General features: G+C 70.9%; 18 protein-coding genes. 7 read left to right on the top strand and 11 right to left on the bottom strand.

The annotated features are described in order from the left end of the window. Positions 1–49 precede the first annotated feature (49 nt). Together FG385_RS03020 and FG385_RS03015 are read left to right on the top strand one after the other, a co-directional pair. On the top strand, positions 50–286 hold the full coding sequence (locus tag FG385_RS03020) for an acetyl-CoA carboxylase (RefSeq protein WP_139095037.1): 237 nt from the start codon (positions 50–52) through the stop codon (positions 284–286). Continuing rightward, the gene (locus FG385_RS03015) at positions 283–1,617 is read left to right on the top strand and encodes an acetyl-CoA carboxylase biotin carboxylase subunit (protein ID WP_139095036.1); all 1,335 of its coding nucleotides are present in this window, start codon (positions 283–285) and stop codon (positions 1,615–1,617) included. Before FG385_RS03020 ends, FG385_RS03015 begins: the two co-directional genes overlap by 4 nt. On the opposite strand, the gene FG385_RS03010 is transcribed toward FG385_RS03015, so the two are convergent. Both FG385_RS03010 and FG385_RS03005 read right to left on the bottom strand, forming a co-directional pair. Continuing rightward, the gene (locus FG385_RS03010; protein ID WP_235022347.1) at positions 1,593–1,829 is read right to left on the bottom strand and encodes a KTSC domain-containing protein; all 237 of its coding nucleotides are present in this window, start codon (positions 1,827–1,829) and stop codon (positions 1,593–1,595) included. The two genes, FG385_RS03015 and FG385_RS03010, sit on opposite strands and share 25 nt — an antisense overlap. A gap of 14 nt (positions 1,830–1,843) precedes the next feature. Then, entirely contained in the window at positions 1,844–2,497 is a 654-nt protein-coding gene (locus tag FG385_RS03005) for a glycoside hydrolase family 16 protein (protein ID WP_139095035.1), read from the bottom strand. Between the two features lie 89 nt (positions 2,498–2,586). Between FG385_RS03005 and FG385_RS03000 the strand changes: the two genes are divergently transcribed. The 3 genes from FG385_RS03000 to FG385_RS02990 are packed head-to-tail and all read left to right on the top strand — an operon-like array spanning position 2,587 to position 5,821. Then, positions 2,587–3,528 (top strand): ABC transporter ATP-binding protein, encoded by a 942-nt coding sequence (locus tag FG385_RS03000; RefSeq protein WP_139095034.1) that lies wholly within the window; start codon positions 2,587–2,589, stop codon positions 3,526–3,528. Positions 3,529–3,530: 2 nt separating this feature from the next. After that, complete coding sequence (locus tag FG385_RS02995; RefSeq protein WP_139095033.1) at positions 3,531–4,688, top strand: ABC transporter permease; 1,158 nt, start codon at positions 3,531–3,533, stop codon at positions 4,686–4,688. Next, the gene (locus FG385_RS02990; RefSeq protein ID WP_139095032.1) at positions 4,685–5,821 is read left to right on the top strand and encodes an ABC transporter permease; all 1,137 of its coding nucleotides are present in this window, start codon (positions 4,685–4,687) and stop codon (positions 5,819–5,821) included. Before FG385_RS02995 ends, FG385_RS02990 begins: the two co-directional genes overlap by 4 nt. Before the next feature lie 35 nt (positions 5,822–5,856). Here FG385_RS02990 and FG385_RS02985 read toward each other — a convergent pair whose 3' ends face one another. The 3 genes from FG385_RS02985 to pruA form a co-directional block, all read right to left on the bottom strand. After that, positions 5,857–7,182, bottom strand: a complete 1,326-nt coding sequence (locus FG385_RS02985; RefSeq protein WP_235022346.1) for an OFA family MFS transporter — start codon at positions 7,180–7,182, stop codon at positions 5,857–5,859. Positions 7,183–7,550: 368 nt separating this feature from the next. Next, entirely contained in the window at positions 7,551–8,477 is a 927-nt protein-coding gene (locus FG385_RS02980; RefSeq protein WP_139095030.1) for a proline dehydrogenase family protein, read from the bottom strand. 14 nt (positions 8,478–8,491) lie between these two features. Then, positions 8,492–10,117: an L-glutamate gamma-semialdehyde dehydrogenase gene (gene pruA, locus FG385_RS02975; RefSeq protein ID WP_139095029.1), complete on the bottom strand. Its 1,626-nt coding sequence runs from the start codon at positions 10,115–10,117 to the stop codon at positions 8,492–8,494. Positions 10,118–10,213: 96 nt separating this feature from the next. Between pruA and FG385_RS02970 the strand changes: the two genes are divergently transcribed. Both FG385_RS02970 and FG385_RS02965 read left to right on the top strand, forming a co-directional pair. Next, positions 10,214–11,752: a PucR family transcriptional regulator gene (locus tag FG385_RS02970; RefSeq protein ID WP_235022345.1), complete on the top strand. Its 1,539-nt coding sequence runs from the start codon at positions 10,214–10,216 to the stop codon at positions 11,750–11,752. A gap of 38 nt (positions 11,753–11,790) precedes the next feature. Continuing rightward, complete coding sequence (locus tag FG385_RS02965; RefSeq protein ID WP_139095027.1) at positions 11,791–12,282, top strand: DUF6069 family protein; 492 nt, start codon at positions 11,791–11,793, stop codon at positions 12,280–12,282. Here the strand turns inward: FG385_RS02965 and FG385_RS02960 are convergent, their stop codons facing one another. From FG385_RS02960 to FG385_RS02935, 6 genes are read right to left on the bottom strand one after another with little or no spacing between them, the layout of a single operon-like run. After that, positions 12,283–12,969: a Clp protease N-terminal domain-containing protein gene (locus tag FG385_RS02960; protein WP_139095026.1), complete on the bottom strand. Its 687-nt coding sequence runs from the start codon at positions 12,967–12,969 to the stop codon at positions 12,283–12,285. Continuing rightward, entirely contained in the window at positions 12,966–13,187 is a 222-nt protein-coding gene (locus FG385_RS02955; protein ID WP_139095025.1) for a helix-turn-helix domain-containing protein, read from the bottom strand. Before FG385_RS02955 ends, FG385_RS02960 begins: the two co-directional genes overlap by 4 nt. Before the next feature lie 52 nt (positions 13,188–13,239). Continuing rightward, a complete protein-coding gene (locus FG385_RS02950) occupies positions 13,240–14,430 on the bottom strand; it encodes a CaiB/BaiF CoA transferase family protein (RefSeq protein ID WP_139095024.1) in 1,191 nt (396 codons plus the stop codon). Continuing rightward, a complete protein-coding gene (locus FG385_RS02945) occupies positions 14,427–15,572 on the bottom strand; it encodes an acyl-CoA dehydrogenase family protein (RefSeq protein ID WP_139095023.1) in 1,146 nt (381 codons plus the stop codon). The genes FG385_RS02950 and FG385_RS02945 overlap by 4 nt, the downstream gene beginning before the upstream one ends. An 8-nt stretch (positions 15,573–15,580) precedes the next feature. Next, positions 15,581–16,369, bottom strand: a complete 789-nt coding sequence (locus FG385_RS02940) for an HpcH/HpaI aldolase/citrate lyase family protein (protein ID WP_139095022.1) — start codon at positions 16,367–16,369, stop codon at positions 15,581–15,583. A 56-nt stretch (positions 16,370–16,425) separates the two neighbouring features. Next, on the bottom strand, positions 16,426–17,589 hold the full coding sequence (locus FG385_RS02935; RefSeq protein WP_139095021.1) for a PucR family transcriptional regulator: 1,164 nt from the start codon (positions 17,587–17,589) through the stop codon (positions 16,426–16,428). Positions 17,590–17,594 lie beyond the last annotated feature (5 nt).

Raw genomic sequence — 17,594 nt, 5'->3', positions numbered from 1 at the left:
CGCCATCCGAAGGTAGCGCGTAGGCCAACAGACACCGAGGAGGAGACAAGTGGCAACGATCAAGGCGACCATGCCCGGCGTGTTCTACCGCCGTCCTTCGCCCGACGCCGACCCGTACGTCGAGGAGGGCGGCAGCTTCACCCCGGGGCAGACCATCGCGCTCATCGAGGTGATGAAGACGTTCAACGAGCTCAAGGCGGAAGACGCGGGCCGGATCACGCGGTTCCTCATCGACGACGGCGACGAGGTTTCGATGGGGCAGGACATCGCCGAGGTCGACGGATGAGGCGAGTGCTCGTCGCGAACCGGGGCGAGATCGCGCTGCGGCTCATCCGCGCCTGCCACCAGGCCGGATTCGAAGCCGTCGCGGCGTACTCCAACGCGGACAAGGAGTCCCGCTGGGTCGAACTCGCCGACGACGCGGTGTACCTCGGCGGTTCGCCCGCCGCCAAGTCGTACCTGAACGCCGACGCCGTGCTCGACGCGGCCAAGCACTCGGGCGCGGACGCGATCCATCCCGGCTACGGGTTCCTGGCGGAGAACGCGGCGTTCGCGCGGCGCGTGGCCGAAGCCGGGCTGACCTTCATCGGGCCGCCCGCCGAGGTCATCGAGAAGATGGGTGACAAGGCGACCGCACGGCGGATGGCCGCGGAAGCCGGAGTGCCGGTCGTCCCGGGCAGCGACCCGCTCAGCGGCGCGGGCGCCGCCGAAGCCGCCGCCCGTGAGGTCGGCTTTCCGTTGCTGGTCAAGGCTTCCGCGGGCGGCGGCGGTCGTGGTATCCGGCCGGTGGCGTCCGCCGCCGAACTCGCCGAGGTCGTGGCGACCGCGCGTGCCGAGGCGGCCGCCACGTTCGGGGACGGCACGGTGTACCTCGAGCGGCTCATCGAGCGGGCGCGCCATATCGAGGTGCAGGTGCTCGCGGACGACCACGGGAACGTGACGCACGCCTTCGAACGGGACTGTTCCGTGCAGCGGCGCCGCCAGAAGCTCATCGAGGAAGCCCCCGCGCCGGGGCTCGCCCCCGGACTGCGCGAGGCGATCACCGAGGCGGCGGTCCGGCTTTCCCGGCACGTCGGCTACCGCAACGCGGGCACGGTGGAATTCCTGGTGGCCGGCGACGAGTTCTTCTTCATCGAGATGAACACGCGGATCCAGGTCGAGCATCCGGTCAGCGAATGCGTGACCGGGCTGGACCTGGTGGCCGAACAGCTGCGGATCGCATGCGGCGCACCGCTTTCGGTCACCGAGGCCGAGCTGACCGGCGCCGCCGTCGAGCTGCGGATCAACGCCGAGGACCCCGCGCTGGACTTCCGCCCGGCGCCCGGCGAGCTGACGCGGTTCGACCTGCCCGGCGGCCCCGGCGTCCGGGTGGACACGGGTTTCGCGGCGGGCGATCAGATCAGTCCGTTCTATGACTCGATGATCGCGAAGCTGATCTGCTGGGGCGCCACCCGGGCGGAGGCGCTGTCCCGGGCGCGGCAGGCGCTCGCGGAACTGCGCATCGAGGGCGTGGCGTCCACGGCCGGGTTGCACGCGGAGCTACTGGGAGAACTCGCCGACGGCCCGGTGCACACGCGGTGGCTGGAGGAGCGTCAGGTCAACTGTTCGAACTCGTAGCCGTACTGGATGTGCTGGTTGAAGAACCGGCCCTTGCTCTCGGCGGCCATGAAGTCCTTGTACACGGCGCCGTCCACGCCGGTGTAGCGATACACCCGCCCGCCCACGAACTCGACGTCGAGGATGCGGCGCCCGGGGTCGTAGCCGACCGCCTTGATCACCGACGAGGACACCGGCCACCGGGCGATCCGCGGCTTCCGTCGGTGCGCCATACCTCCAGTGTCGCTCAACCGTCGACGTGCACCCAGTCGATCTCCACCTCGGCCACGCCGGTGACCGGCCCGATCCGGTTGATCTGGAAGGCCAGGTGCATCGGCCCGCTCGGGATGTGCCGTGTGTAGGTGTGCCAGACCTGCCCGTCGACCGATACCCGCACCTGCGACGAGGTCCATTCGACGCCGTAGGTGTGCCATTGGCTCATGTCGACGCGGAAATCGCCCCCGTAGTCGGATTCGTCGTTGCCGCCGCGCCCGGCGTAGTGGATCCACGAACCGAACGAGCGGCGGCTCGTGTCGTAGCATTCCAGCCAGTCGATTTCCCCCGCCTGCGGCCAATCATTGTCGTTTTGTGGCCAGAACAGGAAAACCGGTGCCAGCCCCTGCCCGGCGGGAGCCGAGAACCGGGCACGGACCTCCGCCTTCGCGTACGTCGTCTGGATCCGGGACGCGACGCCGCAGATGCCGGAAGCATCCGCCCGCAGGCGCAGCACACCGCCGGACACTGTGCACTGCGACGCCCGCCACGTCTCCGCCGAGGCCCGGTTGAAGCCGTCGTAGGCGACCCAGCGCGCCGGATCCAGCGACGAACCGTCGAAATCCTCGGTCTCCCCCGCGCCCGGCCCGCCCGAACAACCTGCCAGCACCAGGACCAGGATGAGCATCGCCCACACCTTCACCCTTCGAGTAGATCACGAAACGCGGGACCTTCGCCCCTGTCGGCGGGTGGCGCCGCCTGCGGAGGGTGGTCGGCATGAGCCAGGAAGTGCTGACCGCGAGGGGGCTGGGCAAACGCTTCGGCGACCGGGTCGCCGTCGAGGACGTGAGCTTCGGCGTGCGGGCCGGGGAAACCTACGGCCTGCTCGGGCCCAACGGCGCCGGAAAGACGACGACCATCCGGCTCGTATGCGGGCTGCTGACCCCGGATGCCGGGGAGATCTTCGTCGCGGGCCGGCGGATGACACGTTCGGCCGTCCGGGGCAAGGCGCTCATCGGGTATGTGCCGCAGGAGGTCGCGCTTTACCCCGATCTCACCGCGCGGGAGAACCTGTACTTCTTCGGCCGCCTGTATCACCTGCGCGGGCGGCTGCTCGAACAGCGCACCGGCGAGATTCTCGAACTCATCGGGCTCAGCGACCGCGCCAAGGACAAGGTCGAGTCCTTCTCCGGCGGGATGAAAAGGCGCCTCAACATCGGCGCCGGGCTGCTGCACCGGCCGACGCTGCTCGTGCTCGACGAGCCGACCGTCGGCGTCGATCCGCAGAGCCGGCACGCGATCCTGGAAAGCGTGCAGTCCTTCGGTGCCGCCGGGATGGCCGTGCTCTACACCACGCACTACATGGAGGAGGCGGAGCGGCTGTGCGACCGGGTCGGGATCATCGACCACGGCAGGCTCGTCGCCGAAGGCACCCGCCGCGAACTGGTCGCGCGCCTGGGCCAGCGTGACCGGATAACCCTTTCCGCGCAAGGAGATCTCGCCGCGTTCACCGCGAAATGCCGTGCCCTGCCCGGTGTCGAGGGCGCCGACACCGCCGACGGCGAGGTGCACCTGATCGTGGACGAGGGGCGGCAACTGCTGCCGAGAGTCCTCGACGCCGCGGATCACGCGGGCGTCGGGGTCCGCTCGGCGGAGGTCACCGAGCCCGACCTGGAGGCGGTCTTCCTCCACCTGACCGGCACCGCGCTGCGGGAGTAGCCGTGACTGCCGCCCTGCTCATCGCCGGAAAGGACCTGCGGCAGCGACTGCGCGACCGGTCCGCGTGGGTGCTCGGCCTGCTGGCACCGCTGGCGGTCGCGACGCTCATGAGCTTCGCCTTCCGTGGCACCGACACGTTCCACGCCGACGTCGCTCTCGTCGACTCCGACCACGGCGCGCTCGCGACCGCGTTCACCGGTTTCGTGTCCGGGCCGGAACTGCGGGACCTGCTCACGGTCCGTCCGGTGGCCAGTGAGATCGAGGCACGCGATCAGGTGGCAGCGGGCCAGGTCGGTGCCGCTTTCGTGATACCGCCGGGCTTCTCCGCCGCGGCACACGGCAGAGCGGTCCCACCCGTCACCGTTCTGTCCTCGGTGGACTCGCCGCTCGCGGCACAGGTCGGCCGGTCCATCGCCGAATCCTTCGTCGCACAGCTGAACGCGAACCGGCTGTCCGTGGCGACCGCGCTCGCGGCCGGTGCGCCCGAGGCCGGGCTCGCCGATCGGGCCGCGGCACTGCGCCTGCCGGAGGAGGTCGTCCAGCGCGCGGCCGGCACGCGTGCGGTGGGCGGCATCGGCTACTACGCGCCCGCGATGGGCATCTTCTTCATGCTGTTCTCGATCGGTTTCGTCGCGCGGAGCTACTTCCTGGAACGGCAGGACGGGATGCTCGACCGCATCGCGGCCGCACCGGTCCGGCCCGGCGCCGCCCTGATGGGGAAGGCGCTGGCGACCTTCGTCTACGGGGCGGCCAGTCTCGGCACCGTCGTCGGCGTGACGGCCCTGGCCTTCGGGGTCGACTGGGGCCCGCCGCTACCGGTGATCCTGGTGGTCCTCGCGATGGCGCTCGTCCTGGTCTGCCTGACCGCGCTCGTAATCGCCTTGTCGCGCAACGAACGGCAGGCCGACGGCGTCGCCGCGATCGTCACGTTCTCGCTCGTCCTGCTCGGCGGGAACTTCATCTTCCTCGGCGCCGCCCCGCAGTTCCTGCGGACGCTCGCGCTCGGCACGCCGAACGGCTGGGCGCTGCGGGCGTTCACGGATCTGGCCGGCGGCGCGGGCTGGACCAGCGTGGTGGTGCCGGTGCTGGCGATCCTCGCCTTCTGCGCCGTCGTCTCGGCGATCACGGCCGTACTGGCACACCGGACGGTGACCCGATGACCGCCATCGCCCTCGCCTGGATGCGACGTCTCGCCCGCGACCGGATCTCCCTGTTCTTCATGGTGCTCCTGCCGGTGGTGGTGATCCTGATCATCGGCGCGGCCGTGCGCGGGCAGCCGGACTTCCGGGTGGGCGTCGTAACCGGCGCCGGACCGGCCGCCGAACAGCTGAGCACCGACCTCGGCTCGGCATCCACATTGGACACCAGGTCCTATCCGGACGAGGATTCGGCCAGGGCCGCGCTGCGGCGCGCCGAGATCGACGCCGCCGTGCTCATACCGTCCGATATGGACAGCGCACATGTCGAGATCCCGTTGCTGACCACGGGATCAACCAGCGCTGCGCAGGGAGTCTGGTCCGCCGTGTCGGCCGTCGTCGCCCAGCATGCCGCGACCGTGCAGGCCGCGCGGTTCGCCGCGGCCGAAGCCGGCGGCACCACCGACACGCGGTTACCACTCGCCCGTTCCCTCGCGGCCGAGATGCCACGGGTCAGCGTGCGCACCGAGGCGGTGGGCACCGCCGACACGACGTTACCGCCCGGATTCTCCTACAGCGCACCGACGATGCTCGTGCTGTTCGTGTTCATCAACGCCGTCGCCGGCGGCGCCGCGCTGGCGCAGACCCGCAAGCTCGGGATCTACACCCGCGCGCTGGCCAGTCCGGTGCGTGCCCGGGACATCGTGCTCGGTGAGACCGCGTGCTACTTCGGGCTCGCGCTCGCCCAGTCGCTGTTCATCGTCGGGATCGGCGCGGGGTTCTTCGGTGTCCGCTGGGGAGATCCGCTCGCCGCGGCCGTGCTGATCGCCGTCTGGGCGCTGGTCGGCGCCGGAGCGGGCATGCTCAGCGGCAGCCTGTTCCGCACCCCTGAGCAGGCTTCCGCGATCGGTCCGGCGATCGGCATCGGGCTGGGCATGCTCGGGGGGTGCATGTGGCCGCTGGAGATCGTGCCGCCCGTGGTGCGCGAGATCGGGCACATCGCGCCGCACGCGTGGGCCGTGGACGCCTGGACCAGGCTGCTCGCGCGCGGCGAAGGCATCGCCGGCATCGGGATGCAACTGGCCGTGCTCGCCGGGTTTGCGGTGGTGCTGCTGGTCTCGGCGACGTTCATGCTGAACCGGGCGCTGCGCACCTGACGGGATGCGCAGCGCCCGGTTCGGGGACGGATCCGCTAGCCGGCGACCGCCGTGCCGCCGATCTCCTCGGCGACCGATGCGGTGTGCCCGCTCCGCCTGCCCGGCTGACGGAGGAAAAGGCTGAGCAGCGCGGCGAGCAGCGCACACCCACCCGCGAGCAGATACGCCCCGGTGTAGCCCCAGGCCACGACGACGCCAGCGGCGAGGCCGCCTCCGCCGATGCCGCCGACGAGCTTGGAGCTGTAGACGATGCCGTAGTTCGTGGCGTTGTGGTTCTCCCCGAAGTAGTCCGGCACGAGGGTGGCGAACAGCGGGTAGAACGCGCCGCTGCCGAACCCGGTCAGGAAGGCGGCGATCATGAACAACCAGAGGTTGCGCGTGTTCCCCGCGTACATCACGCCGAACTGCGCGATCGCGGCGATCACCAGCACGATCGTGAGTGTCTGCCGCCGGCCGATCAGGTCCGACGCCCAGCCCACGAGCGCGCGCCCGGTGCCGTTGACGATCGAGAGCACACCCGCCGAGGACGCGACGACGAACGGGCCGAACCCGCTCTCCTTCGCGAACGGCACCTCGAAGTTGATCCCGAACAGCGACACCGCACCGATGACGACCATGCAGCACCACATCAGCGGCAGCATCCCGCTGCGCATCGCCTCCATCGGCGAGAACTGCCTTACCGCGGGCGGGTTCTTCACGAGGCTGCGCACCGCGGCGCTGCGGCCGCCTGCCGACCAGCGCAGCGGGTCGACGTGCGCGGGCCACCAGTTCTTCGGCGGGTCACGGAACATCAGGCCGCAGATGAGCAGCGCGACCAGCATGTAGGCACCGACGATGTCGAGCAGCAGCCCGAAGTTGTGCGGGGTCATCGCGTACGAGAACACGTAGATCAGCGGCACGCTGCCGTAGGCGAAGGCACCGTTGACGAAGCCCACGCGCGCCCCGCGCTTCTCCGGGTACCATTTGCTGACCATGTTGATCGCTGTGGCATAGACCAATCCGGCGCCGATACCGCCGAGCACCGAGTACCCGAGGAATGCGATCACCAGGTTTCCCACGTGCGCGAGCGTGAAATACCCGATCCCGCAGAAGATCGCGCCGATCAGCATGGCGGTGCGCGCGGAGAAGGCGCCTTTCTCTCGCAACCGGCCGGCCGGGAACGCCACCCCGGCCTGAAAGACGGCCCAGACGCTGGCCAGCCAGAACGCCTCGGTCAGCGTCCAGCCGTACTGCTTTTCCAGTGTCTTCTCGACGGCCCCCCAGCCGTATTCGAAGGAGCTCACCGCGAACATGGCCACCCACGGCAGCCACATCATCCAGACCCGGGACCTGCCGAGAAGTTCGTGCGGCGATTCACCCACGCGGTAGGTTCGTCCGTTTTCATCCGTTATTTCGGAATAGCCTGCGGGGCTTTTTTCCATGAGAGCCTCTTTCGACGCTGAAGCCGGCTTCCCTGGCCACTGGTTCCTTCCGTCCACCCGGCAGCAGCAGTGCGCCCCGCGCGCCGACCGGCACTGCGAATGTGGACACTGTAGGCTGTATACCGTATGTGGCTGCCTATCATGAATACGCTTCTCGGGCGGCGCTGTCTAGACTTCCGGCGGCAGGCAAAGAGAAACCGCGGCCTCTGCCGGTCCCTTTGCGAACAATGTCTGTTTTGCGCGGCTAGTCTCAGTCCCCGCCGTAGCTAACCTCCGCACCAACGTGACCCGGCGGGGGGCCGGTGCGGTTAGCGGCGGTGGGTCAGGGCGCGGAGGAAGAAGGCCAGGTTTGCCGGGCGCTCGCCGAGGCGGCGCATGAAATACGGGTACCACTCGGCGCCGTACGGGACATAGACGCGCATCCGCAGCCCGCGCCCCGCGATCTCCCGCTGCGCCTGCGGCCGCACGCCGTAGAGCATCTGGAACTCGTACCGGTCCCGCGCCCGGCCCGCCCGCGCGGCGAGCCGCTCCGCGATCCCGGTCAGCCGCGGGTCGTGCGTCGCGACCATCGGGTAGCCCTGCCCGTTCATCAGCACTTCGAGGCACCGGACGTAGGAACCGTCCACTTCGGACTTTCCGCGATACGCGACCGACGCCGGCTCGTCGTAGGCGCCCTTGCACAGCCGGATCCGTGAACCCGGACCGGCGAAATCCGCGCAGTCGGCCGCGGTCCGCTTGAGATAGGCCTGCAGAACGGTGCCCGTATCGGGGAAATCCGCCCGCAGCGCCCGCACGATCTCCAGCGTCGAGTCGGTGGTCGTGTGATCTTCCATGTCCACCGTGACGGTCGTGCCGGCCGCGGCCGCCGCCTCGCAGATGCGCCGTGTGCTCTCCAGCGCGATCTTCTCCCCGTCCACGGGCAGCGCCTGCCCCAGCGCGGACAGCTTGACCGACACCTCGGCCGCGGCACCGAGCCCTTCGGCATCCAGTCGTGCCAGCAGGGCGCGATAGGCCTCGGCGGTCTGCTCCGCCTGCGCGCGGTCCAGGGTGTCCTCGCCCAGCCGGTCGAGCGAGACCAGCCGGTCGCCGGCAAGCTCGTGCGCCACCCGGACGGCATCGTCCACAGTGGATCCGGCGACGAACCGGTCGACGATCGGGCGCATCGTCGACGTGCGCTCGACGACCGACCGGCACCTGGGCGACCGGGACGCGGCGAGCAACGCGGAGCGGAGCATGTCCTGCCTCCTTTTCAGCCCTGGTGCGGATACCCGCTGGTCTTCGGCGGAAGCAGGTTCTCCTTGATCGACCGCGGGCTCACCCAGCGCTGCAGGTTGTAGACCGAACCCGCCTTGTCGTTCGTGCCCGAGGCCCGCGCACCGCCGAACGGCTGCTGCCCCACGACGGCGCCGGTCGGCTTGTCGTTGACGTAGAAGTTGCCGGCGGCGAAGCGCAGCGCCTCGCTCGCCTGCCGCACGGCGGCACGGTCGGTCGCGATCACCGAACCGGTCAGCCCGTACGGCGCCCCCTCGTCGACGGTCCGCAGCACGCGCTCGTAGTCGCCGTCCTCATAGACGTGCACGGCGAGGACCGGGCCGAAGAACTCGGTGCGGAAGACCTCGTTCGCCGGGTCCTCGCCCACGATCACCGTGGGGCGCACGAAGAAGCCCGCCGAATCATCCGCCGTCCCGCCGGCGACGACGTCCAGATCGGGCGCCGCGTGCGCCTTCTTCAGCACACCGTCGAGCCGGGCGAACGCGCGACGGTCGATCACCGCGCCCAGGAAGTTACCGAAGTCGGTGACCTCGCCCATCGGCAAAGAGTCCACTTCGGACACCAGATCATCCTTGAGCCGGGCCCACACCGAACGCGGCACGAACGCCCGCGACGCTGCCGAGCACTTCTGGCCCTGGTATTCGAAAGCGCCCCGCACGAGCGCGGTCCGCAGCACGTCGACGTCCGCGGAAGCGTGTGCCACCACGAAGTCCTTGCCGCCGGTCTCCCCCACCAGCCTCGGGTACGTGCGGTAGTTCGCGAGGTTCGCCCCGACCGTCGACCACAGGTGCTGGAAGGTCTTCGTGGACCCGGTGAAGTGGATCCCGGCGAGTGCGGGGTCGGCGAGCACGACGTCGGACACGGCCAGCCCGTCACCCGGCAGCAGGTTGATCACGCCCGGCGGCAGGCCGGCCTCTTCGAGCAGCCGCATCGTCAGGTGCGCGGCCAGGCTCTGGGTCGGCGAAGGCTTCCAGATCACCGTGTTGCCCATCAGCGCGGGCGCCGTCGGCAGGTTCCCGGCGATCGCGGTGAAGTTGAACGGGGTGATCGCGTAGACGAACCCCTCCAGCGGCCGGTAGTCGGTGCGGTTCCACACACCCGGGCTGCTCTGCGGCTGCCCGGCGTGGATCTGCCGCGCGAAGTGCACGTTGAACCGCCAGAAGTCGGCCAGCTCGCAGGCGGAGTCGATTTCCGCCTGCACAACCGTTTTCGACTGACCGAGCATCGTCGCGGCGTTCAGCGTGTCGCGCCACGGTCCGGACAGCAGGTCGGCGGCACGGAGCAGGACGGCCGCCCGCTCGTCGAAGGGGAGCGCGCGCCAGGCCGGGGCGGCGCGCACGGCCGCGGCGACCGCGGCCTTCGCGTCCTCGTGCGTCGAGTTGCGCATCGTGCCGAGCACACGCGCGTGGTCGTGCGGCTGCACGACGTCGATCGGCGCGCCGCCGCCCATCCGCTGCTCGCCGTCGATGGTGGCCGTCAACTCGAACCGCTGCCCGGTGAACTCGGCGAGTTTCGCGGTCAGGCTCGCGCGTTCCGGCGAACCGGGGGCGTAGTCGCGGGCCGCTTCGTTGCGCGGCGCGGGCGGGTGGGTGAGCGCGTCCATGCGCCAAGGCTAGGCAGCGGACCGGCTCGCCGGACTGGCTGATCGGCTAATCTTGAAAAGGTGAGCTTGTCCGATCGAACAACGAGCGGCCTACCGTTGCGGCAGCTGCTCCTGGCCGTCGGAGAGCCGCTCCTGGAACCGGCGGCAGGCAGCCTCGACGCACTCGTGCAGGGTGTCGGCATCTTCGACCCCGACGACGAGACGGGCAGCTTCGCCGGCGAACTGGTGCTGCTGGTCGGCGTCCGCGGGCGCGGCGCGGTCCGGTCGGTGCGGGCGGCGGCGAGGGCGGGCGCGGTGGCCGTCGTGGTCAAGCACGGCGGCGGGCTCGACGACCTGCGCGCCGCCGCGGAGGACAGCGGGACGGCGCTGCTGACCGTCGGGCCGCGGATGCGGTGGGACCAGCTGCAGACGCTGTTGCGCGAGGTGCTGGAGGCGGCGAGCCTCGCTGCGGCCTCCACGGCCGACAGTGGCGACCTGTTCGCCCTCGCGCAAACGGTCGCGGTACTGACCGCGGGCAGTGTCACGATCGAGGACGCGGGCAACCGGGTACTCGCCTATTCGCGGTCGGACGACGAGATCGACGAGCTGCGCCGGCTGTCGATCCTCGGCTGGGAAGGACCCGAGCAGTACCTGGCGCTGCTGCGCGAATGGGGTGTGTACCAGCGGCTGCGCTCCGGCGAGGAGGTCGTGCGCGTCGAGGAGCGGCCGGAACTGGGCATCCGGCGGCGGCTTGCGGTCGGCATCCGGGCCGGCACGCAGCATCTCGGCACGATCTGGGTACAAGAAGGCGCGCAGCCGTTCGCGGAGCGCGCCGAAAGCGCCCTACTGGGCGCCGCCCGGCTCGCCGCGGTGCAGTTGCTGCGGCGGCGGTCGCCGAGCGTCCGCCCGCGAGAGGATCTCGTCGAGGGACTTCTGGAAGGCCGGGTCAGCGCCGACCTCGTGGCGGGGCACCTCGGGCTCGACCCGTCGGCCCCGGCGACCGTACTGGCCATCACCGCGCGAGAGGTCGAGCGCGACCGGTCGGAACACGAGTTGCACCGGTTGGAGATCAGCAACGTGGTCTCCGTGCACGCGACCTCGTACCGGCGGGGCGCGCTCGTCGCGACGGTCGGCTCGCGGGTGTACGCGGTTTTGCCGGATGCCGATGCTTCGCTGCCCACGGTGGCCGATCACGTGGTGACGGTCCTCGCGCGAGCGGGGACGCGCGTGCAGGCAGGAATAGGGTCGGCGGTCCCGGCGCTCGGGGAGGTGTCGACCTCCCGAGGCGAGGCGGACCGGGTGCTCGACGCGATGGCGCGCACGCCGGACCGGCACGTGGCCACGATTTCCGACCTGCGCGCGGAGATCCTGCTCGACGAGACACTCTCGCTGCTGGAGGAGAATCCGGACCTGCGCGACCCCGCGGTCGGCACGCTGGTCGCACACGACGCCGAGCACGGGACCGAGCTGGTGACCTCCCTGCTGGCGTACCTCGACGCCCTCGGCGACGTCCGCGCCGCCGCGACCGGTCTGCACATCCACCCCAACACGCTGCGCCACCGACTCCGCCGCGCGAAGGCGATCGGCGGGCTGCGCCTGGACGACCCACGGGAACGGCTGGTGTGTCACCTGCAGTTACTCCTCGCCACCCGATAGGCCGGTTTGGGGCAACAGCGGTGGGGTAACCGCACGGTATGGGCGACTACGGTCGGCAGGCCCGGCCCGATCCGGGGCGGCTGTGGGCAGGGGGCGCCGCGACCGCACTCGTCGCGGCGCTGGTGGCGATCGTGGGCACCCTGATCGCGCGCGGCCTCGCCGGGGCCGCCATCCTCGCGCCGAAGGGCTCCGGGCTCTGGGGCAACGCGAACACCGCCACGTACGCCATCGTCTCCGCGATCGTCGCGCTCGCGGCCACGGGCCTGCTCCACCTGCTGACCGTCGCCACCCCGGCCCCGACGACGTTCTTCGGCTGGATCATGGTCCTGGTGACCCTCATCGGCGTCGTGCTGCCGCTCAGCCTGTCGGTGAAGCTCGAGACCAAGATCGCGACCGGCGTGCTGAACCTGGTGATCGGGCTGGTGATCACGCTGCTGCTGATCAGCACCGCCGGCAGCGCCCTGAAACGCGCGAACACCCGCGAATGGGGCCAGACGCGGACCTACGGCTCTCAGTACTACGACCGCTGATCAGCCGGCTCGCCGGTGGCGGTCGAGGATCGCCGCGCGCACCGCCGGGGCCGACGCGCCGAGCGCCTCCAGGATCGGGGGCACCAGCCCGGCCCTCATCCCGATCAGGGCGAGCGCGAGGTGCTCGACGCCGATGTGCTGATCGTGCCCGGCGATCGCCTCGTGGACACTGTTTTCGAGGCTCTTCTTGGCGCGCGTGGTGAACGGCAGGTGCCCGCGCGGAACGGGGCCCGCGCTCTGGTAGCGGCCGGCCACCGCCGGGCGGGGCGCCGACGCGGCGAGGACGGCACGGCGGCGCCGACGGCTGAGCAGTCCCCGCCGGAAGACACGACGCGGGCGAGAGTCCATGGCTTCGGCGGCCCGGGTGAGGGCGTCGGCTCCGAAGGACGCCTCGATACGGGCGCGCACGGCGTCGAGATCGATCCCGATGGCCGAAAGCGCGTTCGCGTCGAGGTCGCTGAACAGGCCGGCCCCGCCACCGAGACCGGTACGGCGGACGATTTCCTCCTCGACGTGGTCCGGGATGATCCCGTACTCGCGCAGGACAGCGCTCGCGGGCTCGCCGGTGCCGGCCACGGCGAGCAGCAGATGTTCGCAGCCGAGATAGCGGTGCCCGAGCCGGCGAGCATGCTCCTGCGCCTCGACGACGACGGCGCGGGCGTCCGGGGTGAAGCGCTCGAACATCATCGCCCCCCGACTCGCCGGCCGTACTTGCGGTGCACGGTCTGTTTCGTGACGCCGAGCCGCTCCGCGATGTCCTGCCAGGACCACCCGAGCTTGCGTGCCCGCTCGACCTGGAGGATCTCCAGCCGTTCGGTGAGTGCTCGTAACGCGGCCACCGCGCGCAGGCCCGTATCGGGGTCTTCGCTGGTGGCGCTTTCCGCGAGTGCCAGTGTCGGTTCCATGATGTCAGCATATGCTGACATCCGGGCACGCGTCAACATATGCTGACGAGGATCAAGGCGCGAAGATCGCGCCCCGCTTGCCCAGGGCCGCGATATCCGCTTCCCCGTAGCCCAGTTCCGCGAGGACGGCGGCGGTGTGTTCGCCGTGCGCCGGCACCGCGCCCATCCGCGACTCCACGTCCGCGAAGGTCGCCGGGGGCAGGATCGCCTCGATGGGGCCGACCGGGGTCGGCACGGTGCGCCATCTGTCGCGTTCGGACAGTTGGGGGTGCTCGATCAGCTGCCGCACCGTGTTCAGGCGCGCGGCCGCGATCCCGGCCGCGTCCAGGCGGCGGATCAGGTCCTCGGCGGAAAGTGCTTTCGTGCCTTCCGCGACCGCCGCGTCGACCCGCTCACGGTTGCGGACGCGGGCCACGTTGGTCGCGAACTCCGGATCGTCGGCGAGCTCGGGACGGCCGAGCACCTCGGTCACCAGCCGCACCCAGCCACGGTCGTTCTGGATGCCGATCAGGACCTCGGAGCCGTCCGCCGCCGGGTACGCGTCGTACGGCGCGATCACCGGATGGCTGAGCCCGGCCCGCGGCGGCTGCTCGCCGGTGTGCGCCGCGAGGTAGAGCGGATGGCCCATCCACTCCGCGACGGCGTCCAACATGGACACTTCGATCTGCGCGCCCTCCCCGGTCCGCCCGCGCCGCACGAGCGCCGCGAGCACCCCGGAATACGCGTACATACCGGCGGCGATGTCGGCCGTCGGGATGCCGGTCTTCGCCGGTGCCTCCGGCGTGCCGGTGATCGACACCAGCCCGCCCTCGGCCTGCACGAGCAGGTCATACGCGCGCTTGTCCCGGTACGGGCCCGAGGCGCCGTATCCCGACATGTCGACAACGATCAGCCCGGGATGCCCGGCCCGCAGGTCCGGTGCCGACAGCCCGAGCCGCGCCGCTGCCCCGGGCGCCAGGTTCTGCAGGAACACGTCCGCCCGGCCGATCAGCGCGCGCAGCACCGCGAGGCCGTCCTCGCTCTTCACGTCCAGCGCGACGGATTCCTTGCCCCGGTTGAGCCAGACGAAATGCGAGCCCATCCCGCGCACCGAACTGTCATAGGCACGAGCGAAATCCCCGCCGTCCACCCGTTCGATCTTGAGCACGCGGGCGCCCATATCCGCCAGATGCCGCGTCGCGAGCGGCGCGGCTACGGCCTGTTCGAGGCTGACGACGGTGCACCCCTCCAGCGGCAGCGTCATCGCGCCGCCTTGAGCAGTTGCCGCGCGATGACCAGCTTCTGCACCTCGCTCGTGCCCTCGTAGATCCGGAACAGCCGCGCGTCGCGGTAGAGCCGTTCGGCCGTGACCCCGCGGATGTAGCCGGCGCCGCCGTGCACCTGCACCGCGCGATCGGTGACCCGGCCGACCATCTCGCTGCAGAACAGCTTCGCGCAGGAGGGGCCGACCTTGGTGTCCTCGCCCGAGTCGTACTTCGCCGCCGCGTCGAGCACCAGCGCGCGCCCGGCCGCGCATTCGGCCTTCGACTCGGCCAGATGCGCCTGCACCAACTGGTGGTCGCCGATCGGATGCCCGCCCTGGCGCGCGTTCGCGGCGTAGCTCACCATCTCCTCGAGCGCGCGCTCGGCGAGCCCGACGCAGATCGCCGCGATGTGCAGGCGGCCTCGTGCGAGCGAGGCCATCGCCGCGTGGAAGCCTTCCTCCTCCTTACCGCCGACGAGGGCCGACGCCGCCACGCGCACGTCGTCGAAGAACACTTCCGCGGTCCACGCGCCGGCCTGGCCCATCTTGTGGTCACGCGGGCCGACGGTGAGCCCGGGAGTGCCGGATTCCACCAGCAGGGCCGAAATCCCGCTGGTGCCGGACGCGGTGGGATCGGTGCGCGCGAACACGACGAACAGCTCGGCGATCGGCGCGTTCGTGATGAACCGTTTCGTCCCGTTGATGACGTAGTCCCCGCCCTCGCGCCGGGCCGTGGCAGTCATGCCGCCGGGGTCGGATCCGGCTTCGGCTTCGGTGAGCGCGAAGGACGCGACCGTCTCCCCGGAAGCCAGGCGCGGCAACCACTTCGCCCGCTGTTCCTCGGTACCGAAGCCGACCAGCACCTGGCCCGCGATCCCGTTGTTGGTGCCGAACATCGACCGGAATGCGGGCGTGGTCCAGCCCAGCTCGAACGCGAGCCGGACGTCCTCGCTCATCGACAGGCCGAGCCCGCCGTACTCCGGCGGGAGCGCCCAGCCGAACAGCCCCATGTCCGCGGCCTTGCGGCGGAGATCGGCCGGGATCTCGTCCCGCTGCTCGATCTCCTCCTCGCGCGGCACCACGTCCTTGCGCACCAGATCCCGGACCGCACCGAGCACCGCGGTGAACTCGTCGGCTTCCACCACACCTCCTACTGTCGCGCGAGCAACCGCCGCGCCCGTTCCAGCACCGGGCGGTCCACCATCTGACCGTCCACAGCGGACACCGAATCGCCGGCCGCCAGCACCCGCCGCGCCCAGCTCAGTTCCTCCTCCGTCGGCGCGAAACCTTCGCGCACCAGCGGAACCTGCCTGGGATGGATGCACAGCTTGCCGCCGAACCCGAGCCGGCGGGCATGCCGGACGTCCGCGGTGAGAGCGCTTTCTCCGGTGAGGTCGGTGGTGACGCCGTCGATGGGCGGCGCGATCCCGTTCGCGGCGCTCGCGAGAACCAGGCGCGAGCGCGCGTAGCCGAGGGCCAGCTCGTCGTCGTGCCGCACCCCGAGCTGGGTCGCCAGATCGACACTGCCGAACGCGACCCGCGCCACGTTCTCGACCGCGCACAACGCCGTCGCCGCCTCGATCCCCCGCGCGGTCTCGATGATCGGCAACAGCGGCGCCTCGATCCGGGCAAGCACCCGCGGGTCCTCGGCCTTGGGCAGCATGACCGGGCACCCGTGCTTCGCGACGAGTTCCAGGTCCGGTTCGAACTCCGGCGTGTCACTGCCGTTGATCCGCACCAGGGCGGTGCCGCCGCCGGAAAGCCATTCGTCCACATGCGAACGCGCGGCGTCCTTGTCGGCGGCCGCGACGGCGTCCTCGAGATCGAGGATCACCGCGTCGGCGCCGGAGGCGACCGCCTTGTCGAACCGGTCGGCGCGATGCCCGGGCACGAACAGCAGAGCACGCGCCGCCACCATCCGCTCGAAGTCCAACGCCACTCCCTGTTTCCCGGCTCCAGCGAGTCTCGATCGAGGGCGACATCGCCGTCAACAGCTCAGGAGTGTGGGATTCCCAGCAGATCGAGCCCGCGCAGCGCGGCCTCGATCTCGAACCGCGCGGTCGGTTCGTGCAGGTCGCCGGCGAAGGCGTCCTCGATCTGCCGCATCCGGTACCGCACCGTGCGCGGGTGCACCCGCAGGTTCGCCGCCGTCTCCTGGACGTTGCCCTGTGCCCGCAGCCACGCGAACAGCGTGCCGGCCAGGCGCGCACGCTGCTTCGGCGCGAACGCGCTCAATGGGGCGAGCCGGCGTTTCGCGACCTGGTTGAGCAAGGCCGGATCGCCCAGCAGCCACAGCGTGGACCAGTGCTCGGCGCATGCGGTGACCGGCAGATCGGGCAGCACCCCGTCTAAGACCAGCCGCAACGCCTGCCGCGCCCAGCGCAGCGACGACGGCGCCTCGGCGAGCGGCACGGTCGGGCCCACGGCCAGGCGCGTGCCGCTCACCGCGGCCGACAGCCGCTGCAGCCGCTCGCCCGTCACCGGGCCGGGCACCAGCAGGTACGGTTCGGGCTCGCGCAGGTCGGCGAGCACGTCGGCGCCCAGCGCGGGCTCCGGGCGCACGGGCTCGACGGCGATCAGGGCGCACTGCTCCGGCAGCGGCCAGCCGATCGTGCGGGCGAGGTCGGCGATCGCCGCCGGTTCGGCGGCGGGCCGGGCGAGCACCATCTGCAGCAACCTGCGCCGGACGCCGAGCCCGCCGTCGTCGGCATGCTGGTGTACCTCGCGGTATCCGCGCGTCGCGAGCGCGGCCAGTTCGTCGAGGAACCCGAACAGCCGGTCCGCGAGCCAGGACACGTCGGACGCCGGGAGCGTGCGCTGCCGCTCCGCCCTCGCCACCCGCCGCCACGCGACCCGGCCGCCGATCCTCAGCGCCGCGTTCAACTGGTCGAGCGTGCGGCCCGAATGGGCTTCGGCGCGGCCGATCCCGCGGAAGCGGCGCTCGGCTTCGCGGAAGGCCTGGTGCGGGCACTCGATCAGGTCCGCGAACAGCGTGACCCCGTACCGCACCCGGTCCCGCAGGAGCCCCGGATGCGCCTCCTCGAACCGCCGGCCGTATTCGGGCACGGCGTGGCGGATCTCGCGGGTCACCTCGTCGACGAGCCCGGGCAGTTCGGGGCGTAGCAGGGCGGCCAGCCGCCGTCTTCGTTCTTCCAGCACGAAAC

It is taken from the genome of Amycolatopsis alkalitolerans, from assembly GCF_006152065.1.
GTDB lineage: Bacteria > Actinomycetota > Actinomycetes > Mycobacteriales > Pseudonocardiaceae > Amycolatopsis_E > Amycolatopsis_E alkalitolerans.
This window is presented reverse-complemented; position numbering and strand designations above follow the sequence as displayed.

Bases quoted from the DNA above. Each gene is read 5' to 3' on its own strand.
- FG385_RS03015 (WP_139095036.1), top strand. From the start codon at position 283: ATGAGGCGAGTGCTCGTCGCGAACCGGGGCGAGATCGCGCTGCGGCTC.
- FG385_RS03010 (WP_235022347.1), bottom strand. From the start codon at position 1,829: ATGGCGCACCGACGGAAGCCGCGGATCGCCCGGTGGCCGGTGTCCTCG.
- FG385_RS03005 (WP_139095035.1), bottom strand. From the start codon at position 2,497: ATGCTCATCCTGGTCCTGGTGCTGGCAGGTTGTTCGGGCGGGCCGGGC.
- FG385_RS03000 (WP_139095034.1), top strand. From the start codon at position 2,587: ATGAGCCAGGAAGTGCTGACCGCGAGGGGGCTGGGCAAACGCTTCGGC.
- FG385_RS02990 (WP_139095032.1), top strand. From the start codon at position 4,685: ATGACCGCCATCGCCCTCGCCTGGATGCGACGTCTCGCCCGCGACCGG.
- FG385_RS02980 (WP_139095030.1), bottom strand. From the start codon at position 8,477: ATGCTCCGCTCCGCGTTGCTCGCCGCGTCCCGGTCGCCCAGGTGCCGG.
- pruA (WP_139095029.1), bottom strand. From the start codon at position 10,117: ATGGACGCGCTCACCCACCCGCCCGCGCCGCGCAACGAAGCGGCCCGC.
- FG385_RS02965 (WP_139095027.1), top strand. From the start codon at position 11,791: ATGGGCGACTACGGTCGGCAGGCCCGGCCCGATCCGGGGCGGCTGTGG.
- FG385_RS02960 (WP_139095026.1), bottom strand. From the start codon at position 12,969: ATGATGTTCGAGCGCTTCACCCCGGACGCCCGCGCCGTCGTCGTCGAG.
- FG385_RS02955 (WP_139095025.1), bottom strand. From the start codon at position 13,187: ATGGAACCGACACTGGCACTCGCGGAAAGCGCCACCAGCGAAGACCCC.
- FG385_RS02950 (WP_139095024.1), bottom strand. From the start codon at position 14,430: ATGACGCTGCCGCTGGAGGGGTGCACCGTCGTCAGCCTCGAACAGGCC.